The sequence below is a fragment of the Chryseobacterium sp. MFBS3-17 genome (assembly GCF_020687745.1).
Classification (GTDB): domain Bacteria; phylum Bacteroidota; class Bacteroidia; order Flavobacteriales; family Weeksellaceae; genus Marnyiella.
The window spans coordinates 91238-112676 of sequence record NZ_JAJEWK010000009.1 but is presented as its reverse complement, the minus strand read 5'-3'; the positions used below and the strand labels follow the sequence as shown (position 1 = coordinate 112676).

The 21439-nt window shown below is 43.7% G+C and carries 22 protein-coding genes, 1 tRNA gene and 1 pseudogene; 19 read left to right on the top strand and 5 right to left on the bottom strand.

Features of this window, described 5'->3' with window-relative positions; genetic code table 11:
• The first annotated feature begins 25 nt into the window (after positions 1-25).
• The 5 genes from gap (at position 26) to htpG (ending at position 6330) form a co-directional block, all read left to right on the top strand.
• A complete protein-coding gene (gap, locus tag LKO26_RS07070) occupies positions 26-1030 on the top strand; it encodes a type I glyceraldehyde-3-phosphate dehydrogenase (protein ID WP_227587153.1) in 1005 nt (334 codons plus the stop codon).
• A 407-nt stretch (positions 1031-1437) separates the two neighbouring features.
• Positions 1438-2190, top strand: coding sequence for a YoaK family protein (locus LKO26_RS07065; protein ID WP_227587152.1), 753 nt, complete (start codon positions 1438-1440; stop codon positions 2188-2190).
• A gap of 209 nt (positions 2191-2399) precedes the next feature.
• Positions 2400-3176: a hypothetical protein gene (locus LKO26_RS07060; protein WP_227587151.1), complete on the top strand. Its 777-nt coding sequence runs from the start codon at positions 2400-2402 to the stop codon at positions 3174-3176.
• A gap of 131 nt (positions 3177-3307) precedes the next feature.
• Positions 3308-4309 carry a recombinase RecA gene (recA, locus tag LKO26_RS07055; protein ID WP_227587150.1) on the top strand — a complete coding sequence of 334 codons (1002 nt, stop codon included), beginning with the start codon at positions 3308-3310 and terminating at the stop codon, positions 4307-4309.
• A gap of 128 nt (positions 4310-4437) precedes the next feature.
• Complete coding sequence (gene htpG / locus LKO26_RS07050) at positions 4438-6330, top strand: molecular chaperone HtpG (protein ID WP_227587149.1); 1893 nt, start codon at positions 4438-4440, stop codon at positions 6328-6330.
• Positions 6331-6426: 96 nt separating this feature from the next.
• Here htpG and LKO26_RS07045 read toward each other — a convergent pair whose 3' ends face one another.
• A complete protein-coding gene (locus LKO26_RS07045; RefSeq protein ID WP_227587148.1) occupies positions 6427-6732 on the bottom strand; it encodes an MGMT family protein in 306 nt (101 codons plus the stop codon).
• 107 nt (positions 6733-6839) lie between these two features.
• Here LKO26_RS07045 and LKO26_RS07040 point away from each other — a divergent pair, with 107 nt between their 5' ends.
• Positions 6840-7814: a deoxyhypusine synthase family protein gene (locus tag LKO26_RS07040; protein ID WP_227587147.1), complete on the top strand. Its 975-nt coding sequence runs from the start codon at positions 6840-6842 to the stop codon at positions 7812-7814.
• Positions 7815-7866: 52 nt separating this feature from the next.
• Here the strand turns inward: LKO26_RS07040 and LKO26_RS07035 are convergent, their stop codons facing one another.
• From LKO26_RS07035 to LKO26_RS07025, 3 genes are all read right to left on the bottom strand, one after another.
• Positions 7867-8247, bottom strand: coding sequence for a GreA/GreB family elongation factor (locus LKO26_RS07035; RefSeq protein WP_227587146.1), 381 nt, complete (start codon positions 8245-8247; stop codon positions 7867-7869).
• A 325-nt stretch (positions 8248-8572) separates the two neighbouring features.
• Positions 8573-8965, bottom strand: a complete 393-nt coding sequence (arfB, locus tag LKO26_RS07030) for an alternative ribosome rescue aminoacyl-tRNA hydrolase ArfB (protein WP_227587145.1) — start codon at positions 8963-8965, stop codon at positions 8573-8575.
• A gap of 8 nt (positions 8966-8973) precedes the next feature.
• Entirely contained in the window at positions 8974-10011 is a 1038-nt protein-coding gene (locus tag LKO26_RS07025; protein ID WP_227587144.1) for an AMP-binding protein, read from the bottom strand.
• A gap of 97 nt (positions 10012-10108) precedes the next feature.
• Here LKO26_RS07025 and LKO26_RS07020 point away from each other — a divergent pair.
• A tRNA-Gln gene (locus tag LKO26_RS07020) sits at positions 10109-10180 on the top strand.
• Positions 10181-10287: 107 nt separating this feature from the next.
• On the opposite strand, the gene LKO26_RS07015 is transcribed toward LKO26_RS07020, so the two are convergent.
• A complete protein-coding gene (locus LKO26_RS07015; protein WP_227587143.1) occupies positions 10288-10578 on the bottom strand; it encodes a hypothetical protein in 291 nt (96 codons plus the stop codon).
• Here LKO26_RS07015 and LKO26_RS07010 point away from each other — a divergent pair.
• The 12 genes and pseudogenes from LKO26_RS07010 to LKO26_RS06960 all read left to right on the top strand — a co-directional run.
• Positions 10567-10740, top strand: a pseudogene (locus LKO26_RS07010) (site-specific integrase); the annotation flags it as partial. The gene LKO26_RS07015 and the pseudogene LKO26_RS07010 overlap by 12 nt on opposite strands.
• A gap of 702 nt (positions 10741-11442) precedes the next feature.
• On the top strand, positions 11443-11829 hold the full coding sequence (locus LKO26_RS07005; RefSeq protein WP_034871896.1) for a hypothetical protein: 387 nt from the start codon (positions 11443-11445) through the stop codon (positions 11827-11829).
• Between the two features lie 19 nt (positions 11830-11848).
• Positions 11849-12472, top strand: a complete 624-nt coding sequence (locus tag LKO26_RS07000) for a DUF3347 domain-containing protein (protein ID WP_227587142.1) — start codon at positions 11849-11851, stop codon at positions 12470-12472.
• 14 nt (positions 12473-12486) lie between these two features.
• On the top strand, positions 12487-13770 hold the full coding sequence (locus tag LKO26_RS12730; RefSeq protein ID WP_089819482.1) for an efflux RND transporter permease subunit: 1284 nt from the start codon (positions 12487-12489) through the stop codon (positions 13768-13770).
• A gap of 2 nt (positions 13771-13772) precedes the next feature.
• On the top strand, positions 13773-15731 hold the full coding sequence (locus tag LKO26_RS12725) for an efflux RND transporter permease subunit (RefSeq protein WP_262907427.1): 1959 nt from the start codon (positions 13773-13775) through the stop codon (positions 15729-15731).
• 18 nt (positions 15732-15749) lie between these two features.
• On the top strand, positions 15750-16997 hold the full coding sequence (locus tag LKO26_RS06990; RefSeq protein ID WP_227587141.1) for a TolC family protein: 1248 nt from the start codon (positions 15750-15752) through the stop codon (positions 16995-16997).
• Complete coding sequence (locus tag LKO26_RS06985) at positions 16994-18244, top strand: efflux RND transporter periplasmic adaptor subunit (protein WP_227587140.1); 1251 nt, start codon at positions 16994-16996, stop codon at positions 18242-18244. The genes LKO26_RS06990 and LKO26_RS06985 overlap by 4 nt, the downstream gene beginning before the upstream one ends.
• 11 nt (positions 18245-18255) lie before the next feature.
• Positions 18256-19461 carry an efflux RND transporter periplasmic adaptor subunit gene (locus LKO26_RS06980; RefSeq protein ID WP_227587139.1) on the top strand — a complete coding sequence of 402 codons (1206 nt, stop codon included), beginning with the start codon at positions 18256-18258 and terminating at the stop codon, positions 19459-19461.
• A 1-nt stretch (position 19462) separates the two neighbouring features.
• The gene (locus tag LKO26_RS06975) at positions 19463-19921 is read left to right on the top strand and encodes a heme-binding domain-containing protein (protein WP_227587138.1); all 459 of its coding nucleotides are present in this window, start codon (positions 19463-19465) and stop codon (positions 19919-19921) included.
• A gap of 43 nt (positions 19922-19964) precedes the next feature.
• A complete protein-coding gene (gene merTP / locus LKO26_RS06970; protein WP_227587137.1) occupies positions 19965-20594 on the top strand; it encodes a mercuric transport protein MerTP in 630 nt (209 codons plus the stop codon).
• A 14-nt stretch (positions 20595-20608) separates the two neighbouring features.
• Positions 20609-20818, top strand: coding sequence for a GDCCVxC domain-containing (seleno)protein (locus LKO26_RS06965; protein ID WP_227587136.1), 210 nt, complete (start codon positions 20609-20611; stop codon positions 20816-20818).
• A 38-nt stretch (positions 20819-20856) separates the two neighbouring features.
• Positions 20857-21420 carry a DUF305 domain-containing protein gene (locus LKO26_RS06960; protein ID WP_227587135.1) on the top strand — a complete coding sequence of 188 codons (564 nt, stop codon included), beginning with the start codon at positions 20857-20859 and terminating at the stop codon, positions 21418-21420.
• The last annotated feature ends 19 nt before the right edge of the window (positions 21421-21439 follow it).

The following is a 21439-nucleotide window of genomic DNA, read 5'->3' as shown; positions in this document are numbered from 1 at the left end:
TTAATTATCATAAATCTATACAATTATGTCAACAATCAAAGTAGGAATCAACGGATTTGGTAGAATCGGACGTCTTGTGTTCAGAGCAATGGCGGAAAGAGAAAACATTCAGGTAGTAGGAATCAATGACCTTATTGATGCCGAGTACATGGCGTATATGCTGAAATACGATTCTGTACACGGACCCTTCAAAGGCGAAGTTTCTGTAGAAGGAAATGACCTGGTGGTAAACGGAAACAGAATCAGAGTTACTGCAGAGAGAGACCCCAATAACCTGAAGTGGAATGAGGTAGGTGCAGAATATATTGTAGAATCCACAGGACTGTTCCTTACCAAAGAAGCTGCACAGGCACACCTCAATGCCGGAGCCAAAAAAGTGGTTCTTTCTGCTCCTTCCAAAGACGATACCCCTATGTTCGTAATGGGTGTAAACCACAAAGAGTTGACAGACGATATTAAGATTTTCTCCAACGCTTCCTGTACCACCAACTGTCTGGCACCACTGGCCAAAGTAGTTCATGATAACTTCGGAATCGTAGAAGGACTGATGACTACTGTACACGCTACCACGGCCACTCAGAAAACAGTGGACGGACCTTCTGTAAAAGACTGGAGAGGCGGGCGTTCTGCACTGAACAACATCATCCCATCCTCTACCGGAGCAGCAAAGGCCGTAGGAAAAGTAATCCCGTCACTGAATGGTAAACTGACCGGTATGTCCTTCAGAGTACCTACAGCAGACGTTTCTGTGGTAGACCTTACCGTGCGTCTGGAAAAAGCAACCTCTTACGAAGAAATCTGTGCCGCTATGAAAACTGCTTCAGAAGGAGAACTGAAAGGAATCCTGGGATATACAGAAGATGCCGTGGTTTCTCAGGACTTCGTGGGCGAGAAAAGAACTTCCGTATTCGATAAAGATGCCGGAATCATGCTTTCACCAAACTTCGTGAAACTGGTTTCCTGGTATGACAACGAAATGGGATACTCCAACAAACTGGCAGACTTGCTGGTACACTCCGCTTCATTGTAAACGGTCACAACATAGAGCAAGCCTCCCGGGAATTCATCGGGAGGCTTTTTTTATGGCAATCCCCTCGCCTGCGCTGCACCCGCCGCCCGGGTCGGGCTATCCGCTGCAATCTTCTTCGCCAGCAGCCCAAAACCCAACAGCCAAAAAAAGGATTTCCGCTACTATCCCTATTGCAGAATCCATCTCAGCGGTGGTGTAAATACCGGAAAACTGCCCATAATTCCCGGAACTGAAAAAACCAAAACAGAAAACATCATAAAATGCATCCCGGACTTTTAATTCTGATTCATTTGATGGATATTTGTAATGCAGTTCTCTGCACATTACCTTTGCAGAGACAAAAACATCAGATCAATGACCGTAGAACCTGCCACACCTCAATAACCGCCCGTATTACAAAGTAATTTATGTTCACACACAAAGGTAAAACCCGCACCTTACAGCATAATCTGAATATTGCTTCATTACTTTCCTTTGTGGCCGGTATGGTCAATGTGGCCGGCTTTCTCGCCGTACAGCGGCTCACGACCAATGTGACCGGACATTTCGCTTTTTTTGTAGACGAGATTTTCCAGCTCCGCTTCTGGCAGGGCCTCATCTATTTCCTCTACATATTTTTCTTTTTTCTGGGCTCATTTGTCTCCAGTTTTACTGTAGAGATCATTGCCAAAAAAAGTGACCGGTTGATTTATATTATTCCCACTATCGCCGAAAGTATCATCCTCCTCTTGCTGGCCATATCCGGACAGCTCCTCATAGACCGGAGTCCTCATCTGCTGGCATGTGCGCTTCTCTTTGCCATGGGATTACAAAACTCGCTGGTGACCAAAATATCCAATGCCACCGTGCGCACCACCCACTTGACCGGACTTTTCACAGACCTGGGCATTGAGCTTTCTCAACTGTTCTTTTACAAAAAACACGAACAAAGAAACAAGCTGATTTCCTCCATCAAACTCAGACTTTCCATCATCACCTTCTTTTTTTTCGGGGGACTGCTGGGTGGAATTCTCTATGCTGATCTGAAACTTTACATCCTGGCTATTGCTGCCGCAGTGCTCATCGGCGGTGTTATCTATGACGACCTGAAACTGAGAATGAAAATTCAGCAAAGAAAACGAAATCTCAAAAAGAAAAGACGCCTGAAAAAACGACTCTGAAAACACCGCACTCCCACTGGTTCTGTACCCTCTTTACAAATACCATCACCGATACAGGAAATCGTCCGGCAAACTGGCCCGCAGCAACTACCCTAACCAAAATCCGAAACTTTTACTCAGGGATAGAACGCTTACAGGTTTAATTTACTGCAATTACAAAGTCATCACTATCAGATACAGAAAATCAGTACATTTGCTAAAAATATTTTATGTTCAGAAAACTCATTGCTGCGATCGCAGCATGTACTATAAGCCTCAGCATCCATGCTCAAAAAGTGGATTATAAAAACAACCTGATTTCTGTGAATCAGAAGCCCGTGGCCAAAGTCACCGTAGAAAAGCAAAATTTCGGGCTTACCAAGAACTTTAATCTTCTTTCACTGGATGGCCAAAAGCTTATCATTGCCGTTTTGGATACCGAATCGGCTTCAGATGCTTCAGACAATACCAGCATGTATTACCGTTTCACTTTTGTACCGACCAATAAGGTAGGAACTTTTAAACTTTCCACCCTCGGGGCAGAAAAAGCCTTCGCTAATCTCATCGGGAAAAGCAATATCATCGAAAATAATAGTTTAGTGGCCGATAAAGTCAATGAACTCATCGCCAGCAAAGGCGTTACCCCTAAACTAGCAGTCAGTTACACCCTGGTTTCGCGAAACCGCAACTGGCCGATAGAAATAAAAGATACCCGTAAAATAGAACAAGGTGGGGAGGAAATAGGATTCTTTCAGAATATGGGACAGCGAAACGGAATTGACACCTACCAGTATTTTCTGCCAACAGGAGTAGCAGTGGGCACCGTGAGCTTTGCCGGAGGCGAAAATGCACAGAATTTCGAGTTCTTTTCACACAAGGACAACCGGAAAATCAATATTGCCATTCCGCAGAAAGAACAAATTAAATTTTCTGCTTCCACCGTAGATCCCAACTTCCAGACCCTGAAAAGAATAACCGCCTGGCTGGTGGAAAAAAATTATTTATAAGATCCGGTAATTTGTAGATTAAATGCATTGAAATGCACCCTGCTTCAGCTGTTAAATTGCTACAAAATTTAGCAAATAGCCATCGGGATAACATTTTAATTCCTTATTTTTGAAAAAATTAATTATAAGAGATGAGTACAGCAGATGATAAAAAGAAGGCACTCGCACTAGTGCTGGATAAATTAGATAAAACCTACGGAAAAGGAACGGTGATGACCCTGGGAGACGCTTCGGTAGATGATTCCATAGAAGTAATTCCTTCCGGATCGCTGGGTCTGGACATTGCGCTGGGCGTGGGCGGTTATCCCAAAGGCCGGGTGATTGAAATCTACGGTCCCGAATCTTCCGGTAAAACCACCCTGACGCTGCACGCCATTGCAGAAGCTCAGAAACAAGGCGGGATTGCAGCATTTATAGATGCAGAGCATGCGTTTGACAGACATTATGCTTCCAAACTGGGGATTGATCTGGACAATTTAATCATTTCCCAACCGGACAATGGTGAGCAGGCACTGGAAATTGCCGACAATCTGATCCGCTCCGGAGCCATTGATATTGTGGTAATTGACTCTGTTGCGGCATTGACCCCCAAAGCAGAAATTGAAGGCGAGATGGGTGATTCCAAAATGGGACTTCATGCCAGACTGATGTCTCAGGCCCTCAGAAAGCTTACCGCCACCATTTCCAGAACCAAGTGTACGGTCATTTTCATCAACCAGCTGCGTGAGAAAATCGGGGTGATGTTCGGAAATCCGGAAACAACCACCGGTGGTAATGCCCTGAAGTTTTATGCATCGGTGAGAATTGACATCCGCAAGGCCAGTGCACCCATTAAGACCGGTGATGAGGCTGTAGGAAGCCGCGTGAAGGTGAAAATCGTAAAAAACAAAGTGGCACCACCGTTTAAAATGGCAGAGTTTGACATTATGTACGGCGAAGGCGTTTCCAAAGTTGGCGAAATTCTGGATCTTGCCGTAGAAACCGGAATCGTAAAGAAAAGCGGCTCATGGTTCAGCTATGAAGAAACCAAACTGGGACAAGGCCGGGATGCTGTGCGCGATATGCTTAAGGATAACCCCGAACTGGCAGAAGAGCTGGAAGCAAAAATCAAAGAAGAAATCAAGAACAAATAATTTTGTTGTTTAGAAAAATAAAGGCAGCTTCGGCTGTCTTTTATGTTTTAAAAATGCCATTTTGACACTTCCGTCAGCATGGTATTTTTTTTGAGAATTCAGTGTCAAATCCAAAAATAATTATCAAAATGACTAAAGGAAATATCAATGTTTCAGTGGAAAACATTTTCCCGCTGATTAAGAAGTTTCTGTACAGTGATCACGAAATTTTTCTGCGTGAACTGATCTCCAATGCCACGGATGCCACTCTGAAACTGAAGCATCTCACCAATATCGGAGAAGCCAAAACCGAATACGGCAATCCCCGGATTGAGGTTAAAATAGACCAAGAGAACAAAAAAATCCACATCAAAGACCAGGGAATCGGGATGACCGGTGCCGAAGTAGAAAAATACATCAACCAGGTAGCATTCTCGGGCGCCGAAGAGTTTCTGGAAAAATATAAAGATAGTGCCAAAGATGCAGGCATCATCGGACATTTCGGGCTGGGATTCTATTCTGCTTTCATGGTGGCAGAAAAAGTGGAAATCCTCACCAAATCCTATAAAGACGAACCGGCGGTACGCTGGACCTGCGATGGCAGCCCCGAGTTTACCCTGGAAGAAACCACCGATAAAACAGACCGCGGAACCGAAATCACGCTGCATATTGCCGAGGATTCCACCGAGTTTCTGGAAGAAAGCAGAATCCGCGAATTGCTGCTGAAGTACAATAAATTCATGCCGGTTCCCATACAGTTCGGAACCAGACAGGAAGTACTGCCATTACCGGAAGACGCACCGGAAGATGCGGTAGCAGAAACCAAAGAGGTAGAAAACATCATCAACAATCCCAATCCGGCGTGGACCAAAGCACCTGCTGACCTTAAAGATGAGGACTACCTGAATTTTTACCGGGAACTCTATCCTATGCAGTTCGAGGATCCGCTGTTCCACATTCACCTGAATGTAGATTATCCGTTTAACCTGACCGGGATTCTTTTCTTCCCGAAAATTGCCAATAATCTGAACATTGAAAAAGACAAAATTCAGCTGTATCAGAATCAGGTTTTTGTAACGGATGAAGTAAAAGGCATTGTTCCCGACTTCCTGATGTTGCTGAGAGGGGTTATAGACTCACCGGACATCCCGCTGAACGTGTCCCGCTCCTATTTGCAGGCCGATGGTGCGGTAAAGAAAATCTCTTCGTACATCACCAAAAAGGTGGCCGATAAAATGGCATCACTGATTAATGAAAACCGCGAAGACTACGAACAGAAATGGAACGACATTAAAATCGTCATTGAATACGGAATGATTTCCGAGGAAAAATTCTATGAAAAATCAGATAAATTTGCCTTGTACCCGACTGTGGACGGTAAATTCCGGCTGTGGAATGAGCTGATAGAAAAAATCCAGCCGAACCAGACCGACAAGGACGGCAACACCATTATTCTGTATGCGTCTGATGAACACGCCCAACACAGCTATGTACAAACCGCCAAAGATAAAGGATATGAAGTACTGCTGCTGGATTCACCACTAGTGCCGCACCTGATTCAGAAACTGGAAACCACCAAGGAGAAAATCCGTTTTGCGAGAGTAGATGCAGACCACATCAACAATCTGATTAAGAAAGACGAACCGGTGATTTCCAAACTGAACGAAACCGAAAAAGAAACATTGAAAAAGAGTGTGGAAGAAGGCATTTCTGACACTACCTTCACGGTACAACTGGAAGATCTGGACAGCGCTGAAGCTCCGTTCATCATCACACAGCCCGAGTTTATGCGTCGCATGAAAGATATGCAGGCTACAGGCGGTGGCGGAATGTTCGGCATGGGCGGTTTCCCCGAAATGTACAATCTGGTGGTCAATACCAACAGTTCACTGGCTGAAAAAATTCTAAAAACAGAGGATACGGGCGAGAAGACCGCACAGATTCAACATGCGCTGGATCTGGCCAAATTGTCTCAGAATCTGCTGAAGGGCAAAGAGCTTACGGCTTTCATTCAGCGGAGTTACGAAGGTTTATCAAAATAGAAACAGACTGCAATTTTATTGCTCCGGCGGAACCTTTGGTTCCGCCGGTTTTTTTGTACCGGACTTTTCGGCGGCGGCGAAGCCGCCGCCGAAACCCTAGATCTCATCCAGCGGATTCCAGAAAACCCTCCGGAAATCACAGACTTTCGTTCCTTCTACCGCAATGCCTTCGCGTTTCAGCTTCCGCACAAATTCTTCCAGACAACCGGCGGTGATATGACCCGTAGCATTGCACACCCGGTGTGCGGGGAAATCATCGTCATAGTCGCGTAACGCATTTCCCACATGGCGTGCATGATTGGGGTATCCCACAGCTTTTGCAACCGCGCCGTAACTGGTCATTCTGCCCGACGGAATCATACCGATAATCTCAAACACCTGCTTTTTAAACATGTCATTCATCAGTCAAAAATAAGAACTTTAAAATTCATCAGTCATGAACCACTCAGCCCACAAATTTAAGCAGGTTTGGAGCAGTTTAATTGCTTACCTTTGCAAAAATTAAAATAATGAACAAGCCCATTACTGAATTTATTGAAAAATACTACCTGCATTTTAATGCAGCGGCTTTGGTAGATGCAGCCAAAGGTTATGTAGCCCATCTGAACGACGGAGGAAAAATGATGATTACCCTGGCCGGAGCCATGTCTACCGCTGAACTGGGGAAAATTCTGGCAGAAATGATCCGTCAGGACAAAGTACAGTTCATTTCCTGCACAGGTGCTAATCTGGAGGAGGATCTGATGAATCTGGTGGCTCATGAACATTATGTACGGGTTCCCAATTACCGTGACCTGACTCCCGAGCAGGAATGGGCATTGCTGGAAAAAGGCCTGAACCGGGTGACCGACACCTGTATCCCGGAAGAGGAAGCGTTCAGAAAACTGCAGAAACACATCTACGAAATCTGGAAAGATGCAGAGGAAAAAGGAGAGCGCTATTTCCCGCACGAATATATGTACAAAATGTTACTCTCTGGTGTGCTGGAACAATATTACCAGATCCCGGAAGAAAATTCCTGGATGCTGGCCGCAGCCCAAAAGAACCTGCCGATTGTAGTACCGGGATGGGAAGATTCTACCATGGGAAATATCTTCGCCAGCTACTGCATCAAAGGGAATCTGAAACCTTCTACCATGAAATCCGGAATTGAGTATATGACGTATCTTGCCGACTGGTATCCGAAAAATTCGGGCGGTAAAGGCGTGGGATTCTTCCAGATAGGCGGCGGTATTGCCGGTGACTTCCCGATCTGTGTGGTACCGATGCTGTATCAGGATCTGGAGATGCATGACATCCCGTTCTGGTCTTATTTCTGCCAGATTTCTGATTCAACTACTTCTTACGGTTCCTATTCCGGGGCGGTACCGAATGAAAAAATCACCTGGGGAAAACTGGACATCAATACACCGAAATATATCGTTGAAAGTGATGCCACCATTTGCGCACCGCTTATTTTCTCTTATATTCTGGAAAATTCATAGCATTTTCAACCATAAAAAAGGCTGCCTCATTTCTGAAGCAGCCTTTTGTTTTTTAACCTTGCCAGGGTTGTACATTCACAATTTCCAGCTTGCGTTCTCCGTCGCGGAACGGCCAACTGATCACATCTCCTACTTTATACCCTACCACTGCAAGAGCGATATCAGATAAAATGGAGTGCTTGTTCTTTTTGGGCTTCGCCCGGTTAGAGGACACAAAGATGTACTCATTCTCCTCTTGGGTGTCGTGATCCTTCAGGGTTACCACACGATCTACAGTCACCACATCTTGTGGCAACTCCCTTCTCAGCACCTGCTTTGCCGTACGCAATTCTGCGGTAAGACGATTTTCTTCCGGAATGCTCACTTTTCTTCTTCTTAAGTGTTCTTTAATAGCATCATAAATTCCTGTGGTCACGATAATATGTTCTGACATAACGATATTTTTTATTTGAATGGTGGAAATACTTCCATCGCCCGCAGAAGAAATGACGACGCTGTGGTACATGATTTCTTTACGGAAGTATCCCGGTTAAATGGTTTTTTCAAGTAGAATGTCCCTGTTGCGAACGAAACAGGGCTTAGTGGACAAACTCCTTGGAGTTTTTCAAAAAAATATCACGATGCAGATACCACAGTGACTTCAATAGTCCGCGGATTCGTCTGTCATCTCTAAAATTCTGCATTTCAATCAATTATTTAGCCATTGACTTTCCTACAAATATACGAAATATTAAATGATTGGTCTGCCGGGGACATGTTTATATCCTGAATTTACGGTTTTGTTTCTTTTCCGAAAGATGTTTTTTGGTCTTCAGCCGCTTTTCAATCTGTGCGCGGGACGGCTTGGTGGCTTTCCGCGATTTGGGAATATACAAAGCCTGATTCACCAGCTCCAGTATTCTAGCGGAAGCAATTTTCCTGTTTTGCAACTGGGTGCGGCTTTCGGTAACCGTAAGCTGAAGAATTCCCCCGGCGTTGATTCTGTTTTTCAATTTTTCTGAAATCCGCAGTTTTTCATCTTCTGAAAAGAATGCAGAATCAGCCACCTTCCACATGACGGTGACGGCAGTTTCCACTTTATTCACATTTTGCCCGCCCGCGCCGGAAGAGCGGGAGGTTTTGTACGTAAGTTCGGAACTGAAATCTGTCATTGTATTCTTTATAAATCCCTTATAATGTTCCGCAATGCATTCCGGTTCACTTTACCATTGGGGGTGCGGGGAATTTCTTTGACAAAGATAATCTCTTTCGGATGATGAAAAGACTTTTCGAAGGGAACCGTTTTCAGTTTTTCCCGGATTTCATCTTCAGAAAAATAAAATCCCTCTATCACCAACACCAGTTTATGCCCCAAAACCTCATCATCTGCTCCTATAAATAACGCTTCTCCCGGAATCTTTTGCCTGACCAGTGCCTCCAGTTGCTCGGGGAATATTTTTGCCCCACCGGAGTTAATGATGTGGTCTGTTCTGCCCAGAAAGCGGAACTGCTTTTCATTCCTGAGTTCTACCAGATCATTGGTCAATAATACTTCCGGATTCAGTTGCGGCGCGTTAATCTTCAGGCATCCCCTTTCATCCAGGCCAATTTCTATGCCCTCAAAAACTGTAAAGTAGTCTTGGCGATTCGGATAAATTTCTTTCAAACCGATATGCGACAGCGTTTCGCTCATGCCATAGGTTTCAAAAATACGCTGCGCGGGATTGCGGCATCCGGACTGCTGTTCAATTCTGGCAATCAGACTTTCTAAGACCTGTGCACCCCCAATGATCAGATTTTTAATCAGGTGCAGTTGTTCCAGCGAGTGCTCAACCTGCAGCGGAGTCATGGCACAAAAATCAATCTCGTCCTGCAGACCTTCCAGTGGTTGTAGAGACGGGTGACGAACGTGCAGCATCAGATTTCGCTCCATTGCGCGCACCACCATCATTTTGCCGGAGATATATTCTACGGGCAGGCACAGCAATGCGGTGTTGCCGGGGTTCAGACCCAGGAAATCACAAGTCATGCGGGCCGAATGTTTCATTTTTTCTTTTTCAATCTGAAAGATTTTCGGGACACCCGTAGAGCCGGAAGTCTGCACGGATACGGTTTTTCCCGGGGAATGCCACTCTTCGATAAATTGATACACCTTTTGCCCGAAAACATCCTTGGGCTGTAAATTATTCATATTGAGATTCTTAAAATCAATCCGCATGGTACCGCATATTTTAAAGTATAAATTTATCAATTTTTTCAGTGATAATCTTTGCTTTATTCGAAAAATGTATTAAATTTGCACCACTTAAACGGACAGACCCATGGTGTAATTGGCAACACACCTGATTTTGGTTCAGTCATTCGGGGTTCGAGTCCCTGTGGGTCTACAAACAAGTACTGTTAATCAGTGTTTTACGATTATTAGGGACTAAATCAGGGACTAACGTCCCTGATTTTTTTTCTTTTAAAAGTTTTTAGACCTAAACTATGACAATTACCTTCGAGCTGCAGTTCTAAAATCATGTTCGGTATTTAAGTAATTGTTTTTTGCTCGATCATTGTCTATTTGCTTTCTAAAATTTTTATTGTCAACAGAAACACTTGTCGGAAAAAGGACTTCATTTTCAATCTTTCTCTCTTTCACATAATCGACATCCTCATTCAATTTCATTCGCACTTTCTTTTCTTCTTCATATTGCTCAATTAAAGCAATCTCCGTAAGTGGCAATGCGTCCAATTTCTCATCTATTTTGGATATATTCTCTGCGGTTGCTTGAGTTCTCACGCGGGCAGACGAACTTTTATCTGCAACGCTTTGGCTTTAGGAATTCCACCGCAGGTCGTGATGAAGTGGACTGGTCACAGTGATTATGCTGCGATGAAGCCCTATATTGATATTGCAGATCAAACAAAAATAAATGCTATGGCAAAGTTTAATATGTTGTAAACCCTAACTTTTTTAAGGAAGTAGTTTAGCTTCTAAAATAATTCCCTATCTTTGTGCTGTTTACTTACAATGGTCGGAAATTTTAAAATACTGTTGCTTTCCCTTACACTCGCGTTATTTCTGGCGCCAGGGATTTCTCAGGCTTGCAGTAAAAAGGAGAAGCAGGTTATTAAAACCGCGACCAATTCGCAAACTTTCATAAAACAGTCATTCGCACAGATACAGCCGTCTTGCGACAGCGGCGATTGCAAAGAAGAATGCTGTCACCCAAAATCACACAATTGTCAAACCGATGGATGCTCAGGAAATTGCAGCGGTAACCTTTGCAGCACTGCTCAGTATACCATTCTAGCAGACAGCAAATTTTTAGAGGATTCTAAAAACGAAGCGTCCGGTTACGATGACAAAAATTCTAATTTCTTTTATCAGAATCCCCATTACTCCGGTGGATTCCATACCATTTGGGAACCGCCCAAAATAGGTTAAGATCTTCTTTTACAGCCCGAATTGTGTCTGGTCGTGAAGTGTTTATGACACTTTTCGCAGATTATTTAGCGGTGCTGAATGTCCCTTCGAACTTCCACTTCTCGTTTAAGTAATCTTTTAGAAAAGAATGTTCTTTAAAGAACAACTTGAAGATCAGGATTTTCGTACACAGTCTCTCAAGACGGAGGCTCAAAATTAACCTTTAACGATAATTTAATGAAGAATATTCTTTTAGGAATACTGGCTTTTGTAGCAGTGTTCCTCGTTTCCTGCACCAATTCAAAAGCAGAAACTACCCAAATTACCAATGCACAGTTCAAGACCGGCGATATTGTCCCCCACGACCAGGTCTGTATGGTAAACAACGCCTACATGGGCAAAAAGCAGCTCGAAGTAAAGCATGACGGCAAAACCTACTACGGTTGCTGTGAAAACTGCAAACTCAGAATCCCACAGGAAGAAAATGCCCGCATGGCGTATGATCCGATATCTCATCAACTCATCGATAAAGCAACCGCAATTATTGCAATCTCTGATAAAAATGATAATGTCGTGTACTTCGAAAATAAAGCAAACTACGAAGCCTTTTTTAATAATAAATAACCTTTAAACTTATAAAATAATGAAAACAATACTATTCAGCCTTTTGGCAATCTGCACTTTTGCACTCTCTTCCTGTAAAGAAAACAAAGAACAGAAAAAATCCACTGAAACATCAATGCAGCATGATATGAGCACGATGTCGGACAGTTCAGCGATGGACAGTATGGCAATGGATGCTAAGGTAACCGTGACCGCCGCCAAAAAAACTACCGCTGACCTTACGGAGCTTTATTCTCATTACACCCACCTTACTTTCGCGTTGTCCGGTGATGATGATAAAGAAGCGGTGAGTGCGGCCAAAGGGATCCTCGCTTCTTTTCCCAAAATAGACAAAAACGGTTTTTCTGCTGAACAGAAAAAAGAATTTGCTGATCTCGAATCAAGCATCAGTGAACACGCCGAGCACATTGCAGATAACGCCGGAAAGATTGATCATCAGCGCGAACATCTGGATTTAATGAGTGCAGATTTTTACGACCTGCTGAAAGATTTCGGAACTCCAAAACCGGTGTACAAAGTATTTTGTCCAATGTATAACGATAACAAAGGCGCTTTTTGGCTTAGCGATTCACGTGAGGTGAAGAATCCTTATTACGGCAAAGAAATGCTTTCATGTGGCGAGGTTCAGGAAGAAATTAAGTAAAACCGTACAGAACCATGATTCAAAATTTAATCAAACTGTCCCTCCGCAACAGGTATTTCGTTTTGCTGATAGCAATCGGCCTTTTTATCTGGGGTATTTTTGCGGTAAGGGACAATCCCATCGATGCAATTCCGGATCTGAGTGAGAACCAGGTCATCGTTTTTACGGAGTGGATGGGCAGAAGTCCCCAGATTATTGAAGATCAGGTGACTTTCCCGCTGGTCAGCAACCTTCAGGGCATTCCGAAAATCAAAAATATCCGGGCTTCCTCTATGTTTGGGATGAGTTTCGTGTATGTCATTTTCGAAGATAATGTGGACATATATTGGGCCAGAACCAGGGTAATGGAACGGCTCAATTATGCGCAGCGCTTACTCCCGCAGGATGTTACCCCTACTCTCGGACCGGATGGCACCGGTGTAGGTCACGTCTTCTGGTATCATTTCGATGCACCCAAAATGGATCTGGGAGACCAGCGCGCCCTCCAGGACTGGTATGTGAAGTTTGCGCTTCAAACGGTTCCAGGTGTGGCGGAAGTGGCCTCCTTTGGTGGCTTCGAAAAACAGTACCAACTCATTGTAGATCCTGTAAAACTCCAGTACTATAACGTATCCCTCATGGATGTGATGAACAAAGTGAAAGCCAACAATAATGATGTGGGCGGACGTAAATTTGAAATGGCTGATATGGCCTATATCATTCGCGGTCTTGGTTACATCAAGAACGTAGCCGATATTGAAGAAATTGCTTTGGGAAATTACAACGGTATTCCCGTGCGGGTCAAAGATATTGGCTCTGTGCAGATGGGTGGCGATCTGCGTCTGGGTATTTTTGATGCAGACGGTGAAGGCGAAGTTGTGGGCGGTATCGTAGTGGCACGGTATGGCGAAAATGCAGATAAGGTCATCAACGATGTGAAAGAGAAAATGAAGGACGTGGAAAAAGGTCTCCCTGAAGGCGTCACCTTCAAGACATCGTACGACCGCAGTACTCTTATTGAAGGGGCAATAGACAATATCAAAACCAAGCTGATCGAAGAGATTATCGTGGTCGCCATCATTGTTATTCTGTTCCTCTTTCACTGGCGAAGTGCATTCAGTATCATTATTCAGATTCCGGTCACCATTGCCATCAGCTTTATTCTGCTAAATGCGTTTGGACTTTCATCCAATATCATGTCGCTTACCGGAATTGCACTGGCAATCGGGGTGATTGTAGATAACGGAATTATCATGTCTGAAAATGCGTATAAAAATCTCTCCGATTGGCAGAACCATCAACAAAATAAAAACCCCTAACAATGAAAACCAACTGGTTAAAAAATATATTCAGAAAGAAAGATAAGGAGAAAGACAGTTACGTTAAAATTCCCGAAGATATTCGGATGAAGATTATCGAAAAATCATCCTTACAGGTATCCAGAGGGGTCTTTTTCTCTACGGTGATTATCGTGGTTTCCTTTCTCCCCGTATTTATGTTGACAGGTCAGGAAGGTAAACTTTTTCACCCGCTGGCGTACACCAAAACCTTTATACTGATCGTTGATGCGATCCTGGTACTTACCCTTGCGCCGGTACTTATCTCCTTTTTTATGAAGGGAAAGTTTAAAGACGATAATAAAAACCCAATAAATCGGGGCTTGGAACGGGTGTACGAACCCATCATTCGCTGGTGCATGGAATGGAAAAAAACAACGCTTGGCATTAATATTCTTGCTCTTTTGGTCAGCATCCCTTTAATTATGAATCTGGGACGCGAGTTTATGCCACCTTTGGATGAAGGATCTTTGCTCTTTATGCCGGTCACTTTGCCTGATATTTCGAACTCCGAAGCTAAAAGATTACTGCAGGTGCAGGATAAAATCATTAAAGGAGTTCCGGAGGTGGATCATGTCCTCGGAAAAGCCGGAAGAGCAAACACGGCGACAGATAATTCACCCATCTCCATGATTGAAACCATTATTCTGTTGAAACCTCAGGACGAATGGCGCGACGGCCTTACAAAAGACGATCTTATTAATGAATTGAATGCCAAACTGCAGATTCCCGGCGTAACCAATGGCTGGACCATGCCGATTTCCAACCGGATCAATATGCTTTCAACAGGGATTAGAACGGATGTGGGCGTAAAAGTGTACGGACAGAACCTGGACAGTATCGCGGTCCTTTCCGAAAAAATAAAAAAGGAACTCACCGGTATTGAAGGAATAAAAGACATGTACGTAGAACCCATTACCGGCGGAAAATATGTGGATATTGAAGTGAAACGCGAAGAAATAGGAAGATACGGCCTAAGTGTGGATGATGTAAATGCCGTCGTGGAAAGTGCGCTCGGCGGAATGAAACTCACCACCACCGTGGAAGGCCGACAGCGCTTTTCGGTAAATGCCAGATACGGCCAGGATTTCAGAAATAATTTGGAATCTCTGAGAAGATTGCCCATGCAGACGATGGAATTTGGTTCCATTCCGCTAAGTGCAGTGGCTGACATTCGTCTTACAGAAGGACCACCAATGATCAATTCTGAAAATGCAATGTTGCGTGGAACTGTTCTATTCAACGTACGCGACCGGGATTTAGGCAGTACCGTAGAAGAAGCCCAGGCAAAACTCAATAACATGGTGAACAAAATGCCAAAAGGTTATTTCGTGGAATGGAGCGGTCAGTACGAAAACCTGATTCGCGGAGAGCAGACTTTAAAAATGATTATGCCCCTCGTATTAATCGTGATCTTTCTTTCCATGTACTTTGCATTCAATTCTTACCGTGAAGCTTTCTTTAATCTCATCAGTATTCCTTTTGCCTTAATCGGCGGCGTATTCATGATTTCGCTTTGGGGTGTTAATCTCTCCGTAGCCGTTGCAGTCGGCTTTATTGCACTGTTCGGACTTGCGGTAGAAACCGGAATTGTGATGGTCATTTACCTGAACGATGCCATGATTCAGCTTATTGCCAAAAATGGAAACTCACGGGAGACCATTACCAATGAAGAACTTCGTGAATATGTAATCAATGGTGCAGCCAAAAGATTAAGACCTAAAATTATGACCGTGTGTGTCACCCTCTTCGGACTTGTACCCATCCTTTGGAGCCACGGCGTGGGAAGTGATATGATGAAACCAATCGTATTACCCATGGTCGGTGGCGTTTTTACTTCGGCAATTCACATCCTTTTGGTAACACCTGTTATCTTTTATATGCAGAAAGAGTGGGAACTGAACAAACTGGGGAAAATCGACGTCCTCGACGCTTCCCATTAATCCTTAAATGATTACAAAATGAAAAAATTAATAATAACAGGAGTACTTACCTTGCTTTATACCGCCACTTTTGCTCAGCAAATGTCCCTGCCCGCTGTAATGGACAGTATTGCAGCCAAACATCCGGTGGTAAAAATGTACAATGCAGAAATCCGGTCAATGGATGCTGCAGCCAAAGGCGCAAGAAGCTGGATGCCGCCCACAGTGGGTGCCGGTTTCTTCATGACGCCTTATAATGCAAAACTCTGGCAGCGGGATGGCGAAATGCTCGGCATGGGTTCCGTGGCTGTATCTGTGGAGCAGATGTTTCCCAATAAACAAAAACTCGATGCCAACGAAAAGCTGATGAAGGCAATGTCTTCCGTAGAAAAAGAAAAGCTTTATGCGGCCCTCAATGAAAACTTTCAGGATGCGAAAAAACTGTATTACAGTTCAATCGTCCTGGATAAAAAGCTGAAGGTCGTAAAGGAAAACGAAAAGATGCTGGATTTCATGATCAGAAACGCCGAGATCCGGTACAAAAACGGACTCGGTAAAATATCAGCCTATTACAAAGCGAAAGCCGCCCTCGGAAGCTCCAAAAACATGCAGCTCATGTACGAGAATGACCTCCGCGTCAACCGGATCCGGTTGAATGCCCTCATGGGAAGAGACCCGCTCGCGCCACTGGAGATTGAACCGGAATACAACCTGAATGATTATTCTCTCGAGACTTTTGGTCAGGATCTATTTTATCAGAACAGAAGTGATCTCCGCGGCATCGACCGGGAAATCAATATTGCCAAACTCAAACAGGATCTGGAAAAGCAGAATCTAAAGCCGGAATTTGGCGTAAAGTTCGAAAACATGTTTGGTTTTGGTGGCCAGCCCATGCAGTTTTCTCTGATGCTAATGGCAAAACTGCCTTTCGTATCCTGGGCTTCAGGCATGAATAAAGCCAATATTGAAAGCCTGAAACTGAAAGAAGAAGCCTTGCAGGCACAGAAAGAAATGATGGTGAACGAATACAGCGGAATGGCCTACGGAATGCGCAATGAACTGGACCTGAATAAAAATCAGCTGAAACTCTATGAAGACACCATTATTCCGGCCTTAAAAAACAACTACAAATCCATGCAGTTGGGCTATGAGCAGAATACGGAAGAACTCTTCATGTTATATGACGCATGGGAACAGCTGAATATGACCCAATTGGAATATTTCGAGATCCTGACCAAAGCACTGCAGACGCAAACTGAAATTGACCGCTTAATTGAAAGAAGATGAGAAAAATTATAATATTCACTATGCTTTTATTTGGTTTGACGGCGTGTGACAAAGTTAAGTTCTGGGAAGATAAGCACTCGGCAGAAGCTGCAATGCATACTTATACCTGTCCGATGCACCCGGAAGTGATTTCAGACAAACCCGGCAAATGTCCCAAATGTGGGATGGATTTGGTCCTGAAAGATGCCCCTGAAAAAAAGGAAGAGGGGATTAAACTCGACGATCTGCTGAAACCAACCAATGAATTTGTAGTGTCGGAACAGCCCGTAATAAAAGTAAAAAGAGAAAACATACCCACCACGGTTGATGCTTTAGGGACGGTAGAATACGATACTCGACAGATTGGCAGTATTTCCTCACGCGTTGCGGGCCGTATCGAGAAACTCTATGTGCGGTATAAATACCAGAAAGTGTCGAAAGGGCAGCGTATTTTAGATATATACAGCCCGGAACTTTTAACCGCACAGCAAAACCTGCTCTTCGTTATTAAAAATGACCGCTCAAACAAAACAATGATCGATGCTTCACGCCAGAAACTCCTTCTTTTGGGAATGCCGGCTTCACAGATTCAGAAAGTCATCCAGCGAGGGAAACCTGATCTCACAGTTCCGGTTTTCAGCAATTACAGCGGACATATTCAGCAGGCAGGATCGGCCGGAAGCATGGGGTCATCACCACAATCTGCACCCGCAATGGCTTCAAATACGGCAGCCACCGCTGAACTACCCCTAAAAGAGGGAATGTATCTCCAGAAAGGACAGAATATTTTCAGTGTCTACAATCCCAACAGAACCTGGGCCCTGATCAATATTTTCTCTGAAGACATTGCACTGGTCAGCAAAGGACAGTCAGTCATGATCATCCCGGAAGCCAATCCTGAAAATCGCTTCAAAGGAATCATCGGTTTTATTGAACCCTTTTTCAGGCAGGGCAGCAAAACCGTAACGGCGCGCGTCTATTTTGATAATTCCACCGCAAAAATTCCTGTCGGAAGTCAGGTTAAAGCGGAGATTATGAGTCACAACAGAATGGCAGATTGGCTGCCGAAATCAGCGGTGGTTTCTTTGGGGATTGATAAAATCGCGTTCAAAAAAGTAGAAGGCGGTTTTATTGCCCACAAGGTTGTTACCGGCGCGGTGGTAGGCGATAAAATTCAGATCGTCAGTGGTTTGCTTCCTGAAGATGGAGTTGCCGAAAATGCACAGTACCTGATGGACAGCGAAAGTTTCATAAAAATTAACAGATAAAAATTGATAAGATGAAATTCAATATTTTAATGCTGGCCTTGCTGGTTTTTCTTTACTCCTGTAAAAAGGAGGAAGATCCGCATGCCGGCCACGATATCTACTACACCTGTTCCATGCACCCACAGGTGGTATCTGACAAACCGGGAAAATGTCCTATTTGTCACATGGATTTGGTGCCTGTCGAGAAGAAAAAGAATGCTGATCCTAACGAAATTATTTTGAATGACGAGCAGGTTAAACTTGGGAATATCAAAACAGTCGCGCTATCTGATGGGTCGATGGCTGATAAACTTACGCTGACCGGAACACTCAATTTTAATCAGTACCAGATGCAGGCAGTAAGTTCCAGAGTCATGGGCAGAGTTGAACGGTTGTATTATAAAAACATTGGCGATTTTGTTCCGAAGGGGGCGCCGTTGGTCGATATTTACAGTGAAGAACTCAATAATGCAAAGCAGGAATATCTGCTGGCGCTGGAAAGACGCAGGCTGTTTGTCGGCAATACTTCCATTGATTTTGATCAGTTGCTCCAAAGTTCCCGCAACAAGCTTTATTTATGGGGAATGTCCGAAAGCCAGATCAAACAGCTGGAAAGATCAGGAAAAGCCACGCCAACCACTACCGTGTTCAGCAATGCAGCCGGTTACATCACCGATCTGAGCATTGCCGAAGGCGATTATCTTGCCGAAGGTGGCACCATCGTGAATCTGGCAGATCTTTCATCGCTTTGGGCAGAGGCGCAGGTGTATTCTTCCCAAATGGCTCTCCTTCAGAAAGACAGCAAGGTCACCGTATATATTCCCGATCTGGATAATTTGAAGATTAATGGGAAGATTGATTTTACAAATCCGGAAATCAGCGCTTCAAGCAGGATAAATCTGGTCCGCGTTTCCGTCCCCAACCAAGGAAATCTGCTGAAACCCGGTATGCCGGTATATGTTCTTGTGGAAAACAAATCCCGCGATGGCCTTTCAATGCCTGTGGATGCGGTAATCAGGGATGGTAAATCCTCCACGGTCTGGGTGAAAACCGCGAAGAATACCTTCGTAAACAGAATGGTGGAAACGGGTCTGGAATATGAAGACAGAATCGAAATCACCTCCGGAATTAAAGCGGGAGACGAAGTGGTTGTTTCCGGAGCCTACCTACTGAACAGTGAATACATTTTCAAGAAAGGGGTTGATCCCATGGCGGGTCACGATATGAGCACAATGTAATATGAGAAAATTGAATATGATAGGCTGGCTGGCGGTGCTAGTGGTGGCTATTGTTTTAGTCATTCAGTTCATACCGGTGGAGCGTAATGTCTCCACCGTTCCGCCAGGTCAAAGTTTTGAAAGAACCCAAAAGGTGCCCGCCAACGTGGCTGCAATCCTTAAAGTTTCCTGCTATGACTGTCATTCCAATAATACCAGCTATCCCTGGTATTCGGAATTGCAGCCGGGAGCATATTTTATGGCTCAGCATATTAAAGAAGGCAAAGAAGAACTCAATTTTGATGAGTTCAATGACTATTCAAAAAGACGGAAGAAAGCAAAAATAAAAAGCATCATCAGTCAGATTGAAAAAGACCAAATGCCTTTAAAATCTTATCTTTTACTTCATCATGATGCAGACTTAACCCCAGAACAACAAAAAGTCCTGATGCAGTTTTTTCAGTCAGAACTTGAACTTTAAAACATGAAATCTTCAAAAGTGAAAATAAAACCTTAAAATCAATATGAAAACAGACAAAAAATTAATCAGCACAGGTCTACTGGCTGCCTTCACCGCCTCATTATGTTGCGTTACACCATTATTAGCCTTCATTGCAGGAACAAGCGGCCTTGCTGCAAGTTTTTCATGGCTCGAACCTTTACGGCCATATTTAATCGCGTTAACGGTTTTCGTTCTTGGTTTTGCCTGGTATCTTAAATTAAAACCTAAAAAACAATTGGACTGTAGCTGTGAGAATGATGAGAAAATACCGTTCACGCAGTCGAAAATGTTTTTGGGGATAGTTACCCTATTTGCCGTCTTGATGCTTGCTTTCCCCTATTATTCAGCTGTTTTCTATCCAAAAACAGAAAAGCAGATTATAATTGTAGACCAATCTAATATCCGGGAAATAGAATTTACAATTAGCGGAATGACCTGCGCAAGTTGTGGGGAACACGTCAATAGCGAAATAAATAAACTGGCGGGAATTATAAGTTCAGACGCTTCGTACGAAAACAAAAATGCAGTTGTGAAATTTGATGATTCAAAAACAAATATTGATGAAATCGAAAACGCCATAAACGGTACCGGATATGTAGTAACCGACAAAAAAGAATATCAATTGAAAACCATTGGTCGTGAAAAACCATAATAAATAATTAACAGATGAATACAATCAAATTACAGTCAATCATCACCTGCCCAAATTGTGGGCACAGGAAAGAGGAAACAATGCCTACAGATTCCTGCCAATATTTCTACGAATGCGAAAAATGCAAAACCGTTTTAAAACCAAAACAGGGCGATTGCTGTGTGTATTGCAGCTACGGGACAGTGCCGTGCCCCCCCGTTCAGCAGGACAAAAAATGTTGTTAAAAGTCTTTACGTTTAACTAAATTAAAAAAAACATTTCAATGAACAATTCAAAGCACAGCCACAAAGTTTCTCCGGACCATAGCGCTTCGGGGAAAACTCATTCCGCACACGATATGGATTCAGAACAAAAAAATGGACAAATGGATCACGGCGGCGCGTACAAAAAGTTATTTTGGATGCTTCTGATTTCCTTTATTTCAATGTTTATACTAATGTATGCGATGGTGGACAAGCTGGCTAACGTAATTCCAAACATAAACCAGTTATATATGGCAGGCCTGATGGCTTCTCCTATGTTAATCATCGAACTGCTGTTAATGGGGAAGATGTATCCCAACAAAAAACTCAATAAAATTCTTATGGGCCTCGGAGTGCTGATGATGGTGCTGTTTTGGTCCGGGATCCGGCAGCAGACAGCCGTGGGAGATGTCCAGTTTCTAAAGTCCATGATTCCACACCATGCAGGGGCTATTCTTATGGTCGAAGAAAGTAATCTGGTCGATCCGGAAGTGAGAAAGTTGGGCGAGGAAATTATCAAAGCACAGGAGGAAGAAATTGCCGTCATGAGGGCGAAAATTAAGGAACTTCAAACCCGGAAGTAATCTCAAATAGCAGAATTTA